The 13,710-nt window shown below is 71.3% G+C and carries 11 protein-coding genes; 4 read left to right on the forward strand and 7 right to left on the reverse strand.

Going from position 1 to position 13,710, the window contains the following annotated elements:
* Positions 1-39: 39 nt before the first annotated feature.
* Positions 40-2,442, reverse strand: coding sequence for a serine/threonine-protein kinase (locus ACTWQF_RS04380; RefSeq protein WP_443277197.1), 2,403 nt, complete (start codon positions 2,440-2,442; stop codon positions 40-42).
* A 235-nt stretch (positions 2,443-2,677) separates the two neighbouring features.
* Positions 2,678-4,384, reverse strand: coding sequence for a glycerol-3-phosphate dehydrogenase/oxidase (locus ACTWQF_RS04385; RefSeq protein WP_443277199.1), 1,707 nt, complete (start codon positions 4,382-4,384; stop codon positions 2,678-2,680).
* A 248-nt stretch (positions 4,385-4,632) separates the two neighbouring features.
* On the opposite strand from ACTWQF_RS04385, the gene ACTWQF_RS04390 reads away from it, so the two are divergent.
* Positions 4,633-5,892 (forward strand): nucleotide sugar dehydrogenase, encoded by a 1,260-nt coding sequence (locus tag ACTWQF_RS04390; RefSeq protein ID WP_443277200.1) that lies wholly within the window; start codon positions 4,633-4,635, stop codon positions 5,890-5,892.
* A gap of 12 nt (positions 5,893-5,904) precedes the next feature.
* Here the strand turns inward: ACTWQF_RS04390 and ACTWQF_RS04395 are convergent, their stop codons facing one another.
* From ACTWQF_RS04395 to ACTWQF_RS04410, 4 genes are all read right to left on the reverse strand, one after another.
* A complete protein-coding gene (locus tag ACTWQF_RS04395) occupies positions 5,905-7,020 on the reverse strand; it encodes a GuaB3 family IMP dehydrogenase-related protein (RefSeq protein WP_443277202.1) in 1,116 nt (371 codons plus the stop codon).
* 70 nt (positions 7,021-7,090) lie between these two features.
* Positions 7,091-8,596: an IMP dehydrogenase gene (guaB, locus tag ACTWQF_RS04400; RefSeq protein WP_443277204.1), complete on the reverse strand. Its 1,506-nt coding sequence runs from the start codon at positions 8,594-8,596 to the stop codon at positions 7,091-7,093.
* Between the two features lie 139 nt (positions 8,597-8,735).
* On the reverse strand, positions 8,736-9,350 hold the full coding sequence (locus ACTWQF_RS04405; protein ID WP_443244193.1) for a sigma-70 family RNA polymerase sigma factor: 615 nt from the start codon (positions 9,348-9,350) through the stop codon (positions 8,736-8,738).
* 356 nt (positions 9,351-9,706) lie between these two features.
* Positions 9,707-10,318 (reverse strand): response regulator transcription factor, encoded by a 612-nt coding sequence (locus tag ACTWQF_RS04410; protein ID WP_003948568.1) that lies wholly within the window; start codon positions 10,316-10,318, stop codon positions 9,707-9,709.
* A 368-nt stretch (positions 10,319-10,686) separates the two neighbouring features.
* Here ACTWQF_RS04410 and ACTWQF_RS04415 point away from each other — a divergent pair, with 368 nt between their 5' ends.
* Positions 10,687-11,055: a WhiB family transcriptional regulator gene (locus ACTWQF_RS04415; protein ID WP_443277206.1), complete on the forward strand. Its 369-nt coding sequence runs from the start codon at positions 10,687-10,689 to the stop codon at positions 11,053-11,055.
* 25 nt (positions 11,056-11,080) lie between these two features.
* Here ACTWQF_RS04415 and ACTWQF_RS04420 read toward each other — a convergent pair whose 3' ends face one another.
* Positions 11,081-11,968: a LysR family transcriptional regulator gene (locus ACTWQF_RS04420; protein ID WP_443277207.1), complete on the reverse strand. Its 888-nt coding sequence runs from the start codon at positions 11,966-11,968 to the stop codon at positions 11,081-11,083.
* A 92-nt stretch (positions 11,969-12,060) separates the two neighbouring features.
* Here ACTWQF_RS04420 and ACTWQF_RS04425 point away from each other — a divergent pair, with 92 nt between their 5' ends.
* Together ACTWQF_RS04425 and ACTWQF_RS04430 are read left to right on the forward strand one after the other, a co-directional pair.
* Positions 12,061-12,729, forward strand: a complete 669-nt coding sequence (locus ACTWQF_RS04425) for an MOSC domain-containing protein (protein ID WP_443277209.1) — start codon at positions 12,061-12,063, stop codon at positions 12,727-12,729.
* Positions 12,730-12,822: 93 nt separating this feature from the next.
* Positions 12,823-13,596: an SDR family NAD(P)-dependent oxidoreductase gene (locus ACTWQF_RS04430; RefSeq protein ID WP_443277211.1), complete on the forward strand. Its 774-nt coding sequence runs from the start codon at positions 12,823-12,825 to the stop codon at positions 13,594-13,596.
* Positions 13,597-13,710 lie beyond the last annotated feature (114 nt).

Here is a 13,710-nt window from a genome sequence, read left to right on the forward strand (position 1 = left end):
GGCGACGTCGGCCCCGGGACTCGGTAGCGGGGCGACCGGTCAGGCGTGCGGCTTGAACGACTTGAACGCGGCCTTCCGGAGCGTCGCACACGGCTTGTCCTGCCAGCCGTCGGCCTTGCAGGTGATGAGGATGGCGTAACCGTTCTTGCCGTCGACCTTGAAGCCGCGGTTGAGGGCGTGGACCTTCTTGCCGTTCTCCTTGCGGAGGAACTGCCAGTCGGCGACGGTCGGATAGCCGCGCCATCCGACCTTCTTGACGCCGAGCGACTTGTAGCCGGGGCTGGAGCGCTTGACCGCGGGCTCCAGCTGGCGCCAGGCGGCGGCCGCGTCGGCGCCGGGACTGCTGGTGTGGTCGATCTGGATCCGCGGGTAACCGCCACCGGGCGGGGCGTACTTGCGGCCCGAGTTCTGGCCCGCTATCCCGGCAGGCTTCCAGTTGTCCGGCAGGGCGACGGAGAAGTGGAACCGGCCGTCCTTGACCGTGGTGTAGCCGTCGGGCAGCGCGGGGTCGTCCTTGCCTTCGTCCTTGGCATCATCCGGCTTCCCGCCGTCGTCCGCCTTGTCGTCCTGCTCGCCCTCGGGCTTGTCGTCGGACTGCCCTGCCGTACCGGCGACGGCCTGCTCGGCTTCTCTGGTGCCGCCCTTGCCGTCCGACTCGCTGGTGTCGGCGGAGCCGCCCTTGGACGCGCTGTTGTCCCCGCCGCCCACGGCGTTCACCACGATCAGCACGATGACGAGGATGACGACGGCCAGGGCCGCCGCCGCGATGGCCAGCGTCCGGCGCGAGACGCCCTTCCGCAGCTCGGGCAGCTCCCGCAGGTCGCGCAGCGAGGTGATCGCGTCGCTGCCGCCGCTCTCGGGGGGCAGCGCCCTGCCGCCGCTTCCGGTGCCCGGCAGCGGAGCGCCGCCCGAACCGCCGTTGCCGGAGCCCGGGCCGGGCGCCGCCTCGGCGCCGTCGGACGCGCCGGCTCCCTGCCGACCGCGGCCGACGGAACCCGCGCCGCTGCCGGCCGCTGCCGCGCCCGTCGTCCGAGCGCCCTGGCCGCCGCCGTGCTTGGCCCCGCCGTCGCTCTTCCTGCCCGAGTGCCGGCCCGGCGAAGACGCGGGCGGCGTCGAGGGGCGCGGCGGACCCGCAGGTGCGGAGGGCGGCGGACCCGCAGGTACCGCCGGCGTGGCCGAGGAGCGCGCCGCGGAGGGGGTCGCTCCGCCGGCGGAGTTGCCGCCGTGCTTGGGGCCCGAGCGCGTACCGCCGGACGCCGCGCCGCCGGAGCCGGTGCCCCGCGTCGGGGAGGAGGACCGGGAGCCGGAGCCGGTGCCCGTACGGCCCGGGGAACCGGCCGTGCCCGCACCTGCCGAACCGGCGGCGCCGGCACCGCCCGCCGCGTTGCGGACGGACTTGAAAGCACCGCGCAGCCGCTCGCCCGAACTGCTGCCCTCCGAGCGCCGCTTGCGCCTGCCACCGGTCGTACCGGCGCTGTAGGCGGGGCCGCTGCTCTTGCCGGACGAGGGTGCCGAGGGAGACGAGGAAGCGGACGCGGAGGGCTCGTCCGGTACCGGCGGCAGTATCGACGTGCGTTCCGCGGGGCCGTCCACGGGACCCGATGCCGACGGGCTCTTGTGGCCGGAGGCGACCGGCTCCAGCAGCAGCCGTGCGCCGTTCACATCGAGCCGCTTCTCCGGGTCCTTGACCAGCAGTCCGGAGATGACCTCGCGCAGCTCGCCCGCGTGCTCGGGGTAGGGGACGGGCTCGGTCATCACGGCCGTCAGCGTCGAGATGGCGGAGCCCTTGTCGTACGGCGGGCGGCCCTCGACGGCGGCGAACAGCAGGCCGCCCAGCGACCACAGGTCGGCCGGCGGGCCCGGAGGCTTGCCGCGCGCCCGCTCGGGCGAGATGTAGGAGGGCGCGCCGACGAGCATGCCGGTGGAGGTGACGGAGGGGTCGCCCTCGACCTTGGCGATGCCGAAGTCGGTGAGGACCACGCGGCCTGTGCCGTCCTCCAGCAGCACGTTGGAGGGCTTCACATCGCGGTGCAGGATGCCTTCGCGGTGGGCGGCGCGGAGCACGTCGAGGATGGCGAGGCCGACCTCGGCCGCGCGCTGCGGGTCCAGCGGGCCGTCGGTCTTGATCTTGTCGGCGAGGGAGCGGCCCTCGACCAGCTCCATCACGATCCAGGGCCGGCTGTCCTCGTTGACGACATCGAAGACGGTGATGGCGCTGCCGCTGCGGATCCTCGCGATGGCCTTGGCCTCACGCAGGGTGCGGGTGATGAGCCGCTGCTTCTCCTCCTCGTCGACGCTGGAGGGGAACCGAAGCTCCTTCACCGCGACACGCCGGCCCAGGACTTCGTCCTCGCCGCGCCAGACGGTGCCCATACCGCCACGCCCGAGGACTCCCCCGAGCCGATAGCGCCCACCTACCAGCCGTCCCGCGTCCTCGCTCATGAATCCCCTTGTGTCCCCTCTGCGTGAGAGCCCGCCCCCGGCAGAGCCTCATTGTGAACCATTGCTCTGACAAGACGTGTACGGGGGCGGCACAGTTACACCACAGCCCCACCACTTCTCACCCGGGTTCACACCCCCAACAAACCTTGCGGAGAGGACCAGTCCAACGGGGGACCCGCGGCGGGGTCCCCCCGGACTACCCGGGCTCCACCAGTGTGGCGCCACAGATGTGCTGCTACACCGGCACGATGTCGGGAGCCCCCAGCCGTGCGGCGTCCGCCGTCTGGTCGTCGGGCTGCAGCTGCGACTCCCGTTCGGCCTCGACGCGCTTCTCGTAGTGCTCAACCTCCCTGTCCACCTGGTCCGAGTCCCAGCCCAGCACCGGCGCCATCAGCTCGGCACACTCACGGGCGCTCCGTACGCCCCGGTCGAAGGTCTCGATGGAGATCCGCGTACGGCGCGTCAGGACGTCGTCCAGATGGCGGGCGCCCTCGTGCGTGCAGGCGTAGACGATCTCCGCCTTCAGATAGTCGTCGGCCGCGGGCAGCGGCGCGCCCAGCTCGGGGTCCTTCTCGACCAGATCGAGCACTTCTTCGGTCATCGAGCCGTAGCGGCCCAGCAGATGCTCCACCCGCGCCACATGCAGCCCGGCCCGCTGGGCGAGACGCGCACGCCCGTTCCACAGCGCGTGGTAGCCCTCGGCGCCCGCCAGCCGTACCTGTTCGGTGACGCAGTCGGCGACCCGGTGATCGAGCCCGTGCACCGCCTCGTCCACCGCGTCCTTGGCCATCACCCGGTACGTCGTGTACTTGCCGCCCGCGATGACGACGAGGCCCGGCACCGGGTGGGCGACGGTGTGCTCGCGGGACAGCTTGCTCGTCGCCTCCGACTCGCCCGCCAGCAGCGGGCGCAGCCCCGCGTAGACGCCCTCCACGTCGTCGCGGGTCAGCGGAACGGCCAGCACCGAGTTGACGTGGTCGAGCAGATAGTCGATGTCGGCGCTGGACGCGGCCGGATGGGCCTTGTCCAGGTCCCAGTCGGTGTCCGTGGTGCCGATGATCCAGTGCCGCCCCCACGGGATGACGAACAGCACGCTCTTCTCCGTGCGGAGGATGAGCCCCGTCGTGGAGTTGATGCGGTCCTTCGGCACGACCAGGTGGATGCCCTTGGAGGCGCGGACATGGAACTGGCCGCGCTCGGCGATCAGCCCCTGGGTGTCGTCCGTCCATACCCCGGTCGCGTTGACGACCTGACGGGCCCGCACCTCGAACTCCCCGCCCTGCTCCAGGTCCTCGATACGCGCCCCGACGACCCGCTCACCCTCCCGGAGGAAGCCCACGACTCGCGCACGGTTGGCGGCGAGCGCCCCGTACTCCGCCGCCGTGCGCACCATCGTGGCGACGAACCGCGCGTCGTCCATCTGCGCGTCGTAGTACTGCAGCGCACCTACCAGCGCTTCCTTCTTCAACGCGGGTGCCACCTGGAGCGCGTGACGGCGGGACAGGTGACGGTGCCTCGGCAGTCCGCGGCCGTGCCCGGAGGAGACGGACATCGCGTCGTACATCGCCACGCCCGCGCCCGCGTACAGCCGCTCCCAGGCGCGGTGCTGCAACGGATAGAGGAACGGCACCGGCTTGACCAGGTGCGGCGCCAGCCGCTCCAGAAGCAGTCCGCGTTCCTTGAGTGCTTCGCGCACCAGTGCGAAATCCAGCATCTCCAGATAGCGCAGTCCGCCATGGATGAGCTTGCTGGAACGACTGGAGGTGCCCGAGGCCCAGTCGCGCGCCTCCACGATGCCGGTGGACAGGCCGCGGGTCACCGCGTCCAGCGCCGTGCCCGCGCCGACGATGCCGCCGCCGACCACCAGCATGTCCAGTTCGGTCTCGGCCATCCTCGCCAGCGCCTCCGCGCGCTGTTCCGGTCCCAGTGCCGCTGTCCTCACTGCTGCCTCCCAAGCTCCTCGACTGGTGCTCGCTGTCAGGTCGTCGTCAGTTCTCGGACACCGCCCCCGTGTGGTCCCCCTGACGATGGTCCCCCATTCCCGCGACTTTGGCCGAGCGTCGGCCCTGCTGAGCGCGCAATCCGACTTGTCTGTCATATGGGCTCTTAACCTTAATGCGCGCCGCTCGCCACTCCCGGTGCTGCCCGGGGACGGAACCGGGACGATAAGGGGAAGGGAAGACCGCTGTCATGCCCGCAGATCTCGCCGTGCTGGGACTCGCCCATTCGGGGCTGCCGCTCGCCCAGGCAGCCACGGCGAACGGAATCAGCACCATCGGGTACGACCCCGACCATGCGACCGTCGCCGAGATCGGATCGGGCCGCCCGTCCGGGGACGCGCCGCTGACCGCCGCCGAGGTACGGCGGATGCTCGCCAAGGGGTTCCGCGCCAGCAGCGACCCCGCCGTCCTCGGCCGCGTCCGTACCGCCGTGATCTGCGCGCCCACCTCACTCGGCCCCAACCGGGCGCCCGACATGAGCGCGGTCCGCTCGACGGCCCGCACGCTGGCCGCACGGCTGCGACCGCGCACCATCGTCATCGTCGAGTCGAGCGTCTACCCCGGCTGCACGGAGGACGTCGTACGGCCGCTGCTGGAGGAGGGCTCCGGGCTGCGTGCCGGGCGCGACTTCCATCTCGCCCACTCACCCACCCGGGTCGACCCGGGCAACCGCAGCCACGACTACGCCACCATTCCCAAGGTCATCGGCGGCCTCACCCCCGCCTGCACAGAGGCGGCCGCGGCGTTCTACGGGCGGCTCACCAAGGTCGTCCGGGCCCGCGGGCCGCGCGAGGCCGAGACCACCAAGCTGCTGGAGACCAACTACCGGCACATCAACATCGCCCTCATGAACGAGATGGCCGTCTTCTGCCACGATCTCGGCATCGATCTGTGGGACGTCGTACGGTGCGCGGAGACCAAGCCCTTCGGCTTCCAGTCCTTCCGCCCCGGTCCGGGGGTGGGCGGCCCCGGAATTCCGGTAGACCCCAACTACCTCTCGTACCACAGCCGTTCGCTGGGCTATCCGCTCCGCATGGTGGAGCTCGCGCAGGAAGTCAACGAGCGCATGCCGCGCTATGTCTCACAGCGCGCGGCCGTACTGCTCAATGAACACGGCAAGTCCGCACGCGGGGCACGCATTCTGCTGCTGGGGGTCACCTACAAGCCCGACCTCGCCAGTCAGGAGGGGGCACCGGCCCGCGAAGTCGCCGGCCGCCTCAAGGAACTGGGCGCCCAGCTGAGCTACCACGACCCGTACGTTCCCCAGTGGCGCGTCGCGGGTCAGCCCGTCCCCCGCGCCGACGCGCTCTACGAAGCCGCCGCCGACGCGGATCTCACGCTGCTGCTGCAGAACCATCGGGTGTACGACCTTCAGGGGCTCGCGGCCAAGGCCCAGTTGCTGCTGGACACCCGCGGCGCCAGCCCCACCGGCGCGGCCCACCGCCTGTGAGGGCCGAAGCGGTCAGCGGGAGCGCGCGACAGTCACCTCGACGCGCTGGAACTCCTTCAGCTCGGAGTACCCCGTCGTCGCCATCGCCCTCCGCAGCGCGCCGAAGAAGTTCATCGACCCGTCGGGAGTGTGGGAGGGCCCGAGCAGAACCTCCTCCATGGTGCCGACCGCACCGAGGTCGACCCGGCGGCCACGCGGCACATCGGCGTGCACGGCCTCCATGCCCCAGTGGTGCCCCTTGCCCGGCGCGTCGGTGGCCCGGGCCAGCGGCGAGCCCATCATCACGGCGTCGGCGCCGCAGGCAATGGCCTTGGGCAGGTCCCCGGACCAGCCGACGCCACCGTCCGCGATGACGTGGACGTAACGACCGCCGGACTCGTCCATGTAGTCCCGCCGCGCAGCGGCGACATCGGCGACGGCGGACGCCATCGGCACCTGGATGCCGAGCACGTTCCGCGTCGTATGCGCGGCACCTCCGCCGAATCCGACCAGCACACCGGCCGCACCGGTACGCATCAGATGCAGCGCAGCGGTGTACGTGGCGCAGCCGCCGACGATGACCGGCACATCCAGCTCGTAGATGAACTGCTTCAGGTTCAGCGGCTCGGCCGCGCCGGACACGTGCTCGGCCGACACCGTCGTCCCGCGAATCACGAACAGATCCACGCCCGCGTCCACCACGGCCTTGGAGAACTGCGCCGTACGCTGCGGCGACAGCGCGGCGGCCGTCACCACACCCGAGTCACGGACCTCCTTGATCCGCTGCCCGATCAGTTCTTCCTTGATCGGCTCCGCGTAGATCTCCTGCATCCGGCGGTTGGCCGTGGCCTCGTCGAGCTCGGCGATCTCCGCCAGCAGCGGCTCCGGGTCCTCGTACCGGGTCCACAGGCCCTCGAGGTTGAGGACGCCGAGGCCACCGAGCTCACCGATTCGGATGGCGGTGCGCGGCGAGACGACCGAGTCCATGGGGGCGGCGAGGAACGGCAGCTCGAAGCGGTAGGCGTCGATCTGCCACGCGATCGAGACCTCCTTCGGGTCACGGGTGCGCCTGCTGGGCACCACGGCGATGTCGTCGAAGGCGTACGCCTTCCGCCCGCGCTTGCCGCGCCCGATCTCGATCTCAGTCACGTCCACTGCCTCTCACTCTGATGTGCCGCGACCCAGTATCACCGACACAGCGCCGTCCTCCCCGCGAGGGTCAGCGCCTCGAATAGTTCGGGGCCTCGGTCGTCATCTGCACATCGTGCGGGTGGCTTTCCTTGAGCCCCGCCGCGGTGATGCGGACGAACCGGCCGCGGGCCTTCAGCTCTGGGACGGTACGGCCGCCGACGTAGAACATCGACTGCCTCAGGCCGCCGACGAGCTGGTGCACGACGGCGGAGAGCGGGCCGCGGTAGGCGACCTGGCCCTCGACGCCCTCGGGGATCAGCTTGTCGTCGCCGCTGATGCCCTCCTGGAAGTAGCGGTCCTTGGAGTAGGACCTGGCATCGCCGCGAGTCTGCATCGCGCCGAGCGAACCCATGCCGCGGTAGGACTTGAACTGCTTGCCGTTGATGAACAGCAGCTCGCCCGGCGACTCCTCGCAGCCCGCCAGCAGGCTGCCCAGCATCACCGTGTCGGCGCCTGCCACCAGAGCCTTGGCGATGTCGCCGCTGTACTGGAGACCGCCGTCGCCGATGACCGGGACGCCCGCCTCCTGCGCGGCCAGCGACGCCTCGTAGATGGCGGTGACCTGCGGGACGCCGATGCCGGCGACGACGCGGGTGGTGCAGATGGAGCCCGGCCCCACGCCGACCTTCACACCGTCGACACCGGCATCGATCAGCGCCTTGGCGCCGTCGCGGGTGGCGACGTTGCCGCCGACGACGTCGACGCCCGGGTGGTTCGACTTGATCTTGGCGACCATGTCGCCGACCAGCCGCGAGTGGCCGTGGGCCGTGTCGACGACGATGAAGTCGACGCCCGCCTCGATCAGTGCCTGCGCCCGCTCGTACGCGTCACCCGCCACACCGACGGCGGCGCCGACGACCAGCCGGCCCTCGGCGTCCTTGGAAGCGTTGGGGTACTGCTCGGCCTTGACGAAGTCCTTGACGGTGATGAGGCCCTTGAGCGTGCCGGCACCGTCCACCAGCGGCAGCTTCTCGATCTTGTGGCGGCGCAGCAGCTCCATCGCCTCGGGGCGCGAGATGCCGACCTCGCCGGTGACCAGCGGCATCGGCGTCATGACGTCCCGCACCTGACGGCTGCGGTCCAGCTCGAAGGCCATGTCGCGGTTGGTGACGATGCCGAGCAGCTTGCCCGCGGCGTCGGTGACCGGGACGCCGCTGATCCGGAACCGGCCGCACAGCGCGTCGGCCTCCTGGAGCGTGGCGTCGGGGCGGATGGTGATGGGGTCGGTGACCATGCCGGACTCGGACCGCTTGACCTGGTCGACCTGGTTGGCCTGGTCCTCGATGGACAGATTGCGGTGCAGCACGCCCACGCCGCCCTGCCGGGCCATGGCGATGGCCATGCGTCCTTCGGTGACCTTGTCCATGGCGGCGGACAGCAGCGGCACATTGACGCGTACGTTGCGCGAGACGTACGACGCGGTGTCGATGTCCTGCGGGGCCATGTCCGACTCGCCTGGCAGAAGCAGTACGTCGTCGTATGTCAGGCCCAGAGTGGCGAATTTTGCGGGCACTCCGTCGACGTTCTCAGTCATGACACCTTTCCCATGCGGTCCACCCCGACTCACGCGGGGAGCCACTGCTTGCCCCGGCCGGATGTCCATGCTATCGGCCCGGAGAGGGTGACCGGACCGCCTGTGGACAACCCCCACGGGCAGGCCCGGCGCCGGAAAACTACTGCTCGGCCAGCGCCCGCAGTCTGCTGAGCGCCCGATGCTGGGCAACGCGGACGGCACCGGGTGACATTCCCAGCATCTGTCCGGTCTCCTCGGCCGTCAGCCCCACGGCCACCCGCAGCAGCACCAGCTCGCGCTGGTGTTCGGGCAGATTGGCGAGCAGCTTCTTGGCCCACTCCGCGTCGCTGGACAGCAGCGCCCGCTCCTCCGGGCCGAGGGAGTCGTCGGGCCGCTCGGGCATCTCGTCCGAGGGCACGGCGGTCGAGCCAGGCCCTCGCATCGCGGCCCGCTGAAGGTCGGCGACCTTGTGCTGGGCGATGGCGACGACGAAAGCCTCGAACGGCTTTCCGGTGTCCCGGTAGCGCGGCAGCGCGCAGAGCACCGCGATGCAGACCTCTTGGGCGAGGTCGTCGACGAAGTGACGCGCATCACCGGGCAGTCGCGTCAGCCGGGTACGGCAGTAGCGCAGGGCCAGTGGGTGTACATGGGCGAGCAGATCGTGCGTGGCCTGGCGGTCGCCCTCGACCGCGCGTTGGACGAGCTTGCTGACCTTCGCGACCTCGGCCGCGTCCGCGGCCCCGGGCGGCGGCGGCCCGTTCTCCTCGTCGCGCATCGGTCCATGGTGCACCGATGCCGCGCGGTTCGCCGCACCGCGCTCGTAGATGTGAGCCGAAGCGTTATGAGCAGGCGCACTGGCCCTCATGTCCACGCCCTCCCCTCACGCCTGACCGACCGGTCCCCGAGGAACTCCATACAACAAGCATGCGGCACGCGCGAGATTTCCCGGCTGCCGCGGGGGAATCCACGGGGACCCCTACCCGGGCGAGGGCCGCCGTCCCACCCGTCTGCGACCGGTGCCGGGCGCGGACGAGCGGGCGGGCGAGCGGGAATCGTTCGAGGCCGGGGGGCTGTGCTCCCCCGGCCGGCTGTCGGCCGCGAGGCGCCCCCAGGCGGGCGCCCGGCATCCGGTCAGCGGACGAGGCCCCAGCGGAAGCCGAGCGCCACCGCGTGCGCGCGGTCCGAGGCGCCGAGCTTCTTGAAGAGCCGCCTGGCGTGCGTCTTGACGGTGTCCTCGGAGAGAAACAACTCACGTCCGATCTCCGCGTTGGAGCGGCCGTGGCTCATGCCTTCCAACACCTGGATCTCGCGTGCGGTGAGCGTCGGCGCGGCACCCATCTCAGCCGAGCGCAGCCGCCGGGGGGCGAGCCGCCAGGTCGGGTCGGCCAGCGCCTGGGTGACGGTCGCGCGCAGCTCGGCGCGGGACGCGTCCTTGTGCAGATAGCCGCGTGCACCGGCCGCGACGGCCAGTGCCACACCGTCGAGGTCCTCGGCCACGGTCAGCATGATGATGCGGGCGCCGGGGTCGGCGGAGAGCAGCCGGCGCACGGTCTCCACTCCGCCCAGGCCGGGCATCCTCACGTCCATCAGGATCAGGTCGGACCTGTCGGCGCCCCAGCGGCGGAGGACTTCCTCGCCGTTGGCCGCCGTCGTCACACGCTCGACGCCGGGCACGGTCGCGACCGCGCGGCGCAGGGCCTCTCGGGCGAGCGGGGAGTCGTCGCATACGAGGACGGATGTCATGGCCGCCCTCCGCTGCTGATGCGCATCACCTTGAGCCTCCAGGCTGCTTGAGAATCGTCACCTGCACGATTGACGGCCTCGGACGTGCATGCCCCGGCCGGTTCCGAGCCAATCGCTTTCGCTCTCTCAACGACGGTCACCCGAAAGAGTTACGGCTTCCGGCCACCGACATCAGCACTCTACGTGAGCGTCCGTACACAGAGGAGCAACATCCGGGCTTTGCGGCAGTCGACGCACCTTCCGTCCAGAAGTGCCCTATTCAGATGCATTTCTCTAAATTTGCGCAATTGCTGGCTAGATTCGCGAAAGAGTCATATTTACGCACGAGTGACAGGTCACACCCTCCAGCAGCACTCAGGAGAGACGCGATGGCAGACTTCTCCCGCCTTCCTGGCCCCAACGCGGACCTGTGGGACTGGCAGCTTCTGGCCGCCTGCCGGGGGGTGGACAGCTCGCTGTTCTTCCACCCCGAGGGGGAACGCGGCGCCGCCCGCAGTGCGCGGGAAGCGTCCGCGAAGGAGGTGTGTATGCGCTGCCCCGTGCGCGCCGAGTGCGCGGCGCACGCTCTCCAGGTACGCGAGCCCTACGGAGTGTGGGGCGGGCTCACCGAGGACGAGCGCGAGGAGCTGCTGGGCCGGGCGCGCAACCGGCTGGTGACGACGCACGGCTCCGCGGAGGGCGGTTCGTCCCCCGCGCCTTCCGCCGAGAGCACCACGGAGCCGGCCGGCGAGGCTTAGCCCCGCAAGGACCCGGCCGGAGCGGTCAGCGGCGTGCTGCCGCCGCCAGCCGGTCCAGCATCCCCGCGACGGCAGGCACCTGCGCCAGGTCGGGCAAGGTGAGGGCGACCACCTCGCGCTGCACCGCCGGGCTCACCCGCACCGCACGCGTTCCCCGCGGGCGTACGGACTCCACGGCCAGCTCCGGCAGGACCGCGACGCCCAGGCCCGCGCCGACCAGGCCCACCACCGCCGGGTAGTCGTCGGTCGCGAAGTCGATCCGCGGTGTGAACCCCGCCGCCTCGCAGACCTGGACGAGATGTCTGCGGCAGCGCGGGCAGCCCGCGATCCACGGCTCCTCGGCGAGGGTGCCGATGCCCACCTCCTCGGCGTCCGCGAACGGGTGCCCTTCCGGCACCAGACCGACCAGTCGGTCAGTCAGCACCGGCCGCACCACCAGGTCCTCCCACTCGGGCGCCGGCTCGTAGCGGAAGGCCAGGGCGATCTCGCAGTCCCCCGCCCGCAGCATCTCCACCGAGCGCGGCGGCTCGGCCTCCACCAGCGATACCCGGGTGCCGGGGTGGTCGGCCCGCATCGCCGCTACGGCGGTGGGCACCAGCGTGGAGCTGCCGCTGGGGAAGGAGACCAGCCGCACCCGGCCGGCGCGCAGCCCGGCCAGCGCCGCGACTTCTTCCTCGGCCGCCGCCAGCCCCGCCAGAATGCCCGTCGCGTGCCGTACCAGCGCCTCGCCCGCCTCCGTCAGCCGCATCTCGCGGCCGGCGCGCACCAGCAGCGGGGTGCCTGCGGCGCCCTCCAGCGCCTTCATCTGCTGGCTGACGGCAGGCTGGGTACAGCCCAGCTCGCGTGCCGCCGCGGAGAACGAACCGGTGCTGGCGACCGCGCGCAGGACGCGCAGATGACGGGCCTCGATCATGGGCCCGAGCATAGGCGACCATAAGACTGCCTTGGAGGGACGCCGGTAAAACCGACTCGCGGCTTGGAGAAGTACGCCGTTAGCCTCTGGCCATGCAGCTGCTTTCCGTGAACCTCGCCAAGCCCCACCGTTCGGAGCACACCGACGCCGAGGGCCAGTTGACCGGCATCGACAAACAGCCCGTCGAGGGCGCCGTCACCGTCACAGCGCCCGGCCCGCGCGGCACCGGCGGCAGCGGTCTGGCCGGCGACACCATCGGCGACCTGCGCCACCACGGCGGCGAGGAACAGGCCGTCTACGCCTTCGCCCGCGAAGAGCTCGACTTCTGGGAGCGCGAGCTGGGCCGGAAGCTGCCCAACGGCGTCTTCGGCGAGAACCTCACCACCCGCGACGTCCACGTCGACGACGCCCGCATCGGCGAACGCTGGCAGCTCGGCTCACCCGGTACCGGGCCGCTGCTGGAGGTCTGTTCCATGCGGATCCCCTGCCGTACGTTCGCGGGCTGGCTGGGCGAACAGGGCTGGATCAAGCGATTCATGAACCGGCAGATGCCCGGCGCCTATCTGCGGGTCATCGAGCCCGGCGAGGTGCGCGCGGGCGACCCCGTCACCGTCGTCCACCGCCCCGACCACGAGGTCTCGGTCAGCTTCGTGTTCCGCTCCCTGACCCAGGAACCCGAACTGCTGCCGCGCATCCTGGCGGCCGGCGAGGCGCTGGATCCGGAGGCGCGGGAGAAGGCGCTGCGGCGGACGCGGGGCTGACGGGGCGCGCCGCCTGACGCGTCGCCACACCCGCCGTCGGCCACGGCGGTTGTGGCGGCCGGGCCGGCAGTGCGGTGCCGATAGCGTGGCCGTATGACGACTGCACTCATTACGGGAGCCACCGCCGGCATCGGCGCCGCCTTCGCGCGGCGGCTCGCGAGCCGCGGCTACCATCTCGTGCTCGCCGCGCGGAACACGGACCGGCTCTGGCGCGAGGCGACCGAACTGCACGACCGGCACGGCGTGGAGGCCGACGTCATCACCGCCGACCTGGCGACGGAGAAGGGCATCACCGCCGTCGAGGACCGGCTCCGGGACCGCGAGCACCCCGTCGATCTGCTGGTCAACAACGCAGGGTTCGGCAACAAGGGCCGCTATCTCGAAGTGCCGGTCGCCGACGAGCTGAAGATGCTCAAGGTGCACTGCGAAGCGGTGCTGCGGCTGACATCCGCCGCCGGGGAGTCCATGTGCGAACGGGGGCGCGGCGGCGTGATCAACGTCGCCTCCGTCGCCGCGTTCTTCCCGCGGGGGACGTACGGCGCCTCCAAGGCGTGGGTCACCCAGTTCACCCAGGGCGCGGCCAAGGACCTCGCCGGTCAGGGCGTGCGGCTGCTGGCGCTGTGCCCGGGATTCGTCCGTACGGAGTTCCATGAGCGGGCCGGGATGGACTCCGGGGACATTCCCAAGTGGCTGTGGCTGGATGCCGATCAGGTGGTCGAGACGGCCCTGCGGGACCTGGCGCGAGGGCGGACCTTGTCCGTGCCGGACCCGCGGTACAAGGCTCTGCTGGGGGCTTCGAAGTTTCTTCCCCGCGGGGTGCTGGCGCGGGCGTCGTCGACGACCGGGCGGAAGTACGGGCCCAAGTAGGTGCGGGTCGCCGCCGCTGAGGTTGCCAGTGCGTCGCCGGGTGCCCGTTGTTCGTGGCTGAACGCGTCGTTCCCCGCGCCCCCTGGCGGGGCGCGGGGAACGGCGTTGTTCGGG

The organism is Streptomyces sp. 8N114 (assembly GCF_052245835.1).
Taxonomy (GTDB): domain Bacteria; phylum Actinomycetota; class Actinomycetes; order Streptomycetales; family Streptomycetaceae; genus Streptomyces.

Coding starts and splice junctions, on each gene's coding strand:
- ACTWQF_RS04380 (WP_443277197.1), bottom strand. CDS start 2,442: ATGAGCGAGGACGCGGGACGGCTGGTAGGTGGGCGCTATCGGCTCGGG.
- ACTWQF_RS04390 (WP_443277200.1), top strand. CDS start 4,633: ATGCCCGCAGATCTCGCCGTGCTGGGACTCGCCCATTCGGGGCTGCCG.
- guaB (WP_443277204.1), bottom strand. CDS start 8,596: ATGACTGAGAACGTCGACGGAGTGCCCGCAAAATTCGCCACTCTGGGC.
- ACTWQF_RS04405 (WP_443244193.1), bottom strand. CDS start 9,350: ATGCGCGACGAGGAGAACGGGCCGCCGCCGCCCGGGGCCGCGGACGCG.
- ACTWQF_RS04410 (WP_003948568.1), bottom strand. CDS start 10,318: ATGACATCCGTCCTCGTATGCGACGACTCCCCGCTCGCCCGAGAGGCC.
- ACTWQF_RS04415 (WP_443277206.1), top strand. CDS start 10,687: ATGGCAGACTTCTCCCGCCTTCCTGGCCCCAACGCGGACCTGTGGGAC.
- ACTWQF_RS04420 (WP_443277207.1), bottom strand. CDS start 11,968: ATGATCGAGGCCCGTCATCTGCGCGTCCTGCGCGCGGTCGCCAGCACC.
- ACTWQF_RS04425 (WP_443277209.1), top strand. CDS start 12,061: ATGCAGCTGCTTTCCGTGAACCTCGCCAAGCCCCACCGTTCGGAGCAC.
- ACTWQF_RS04430 (WP_443277211.1), top strand. CDS start 12,823: ATGACGACTGCACTCATTACGGGAGCCACCGCCGGCATCGGCGCCGCC.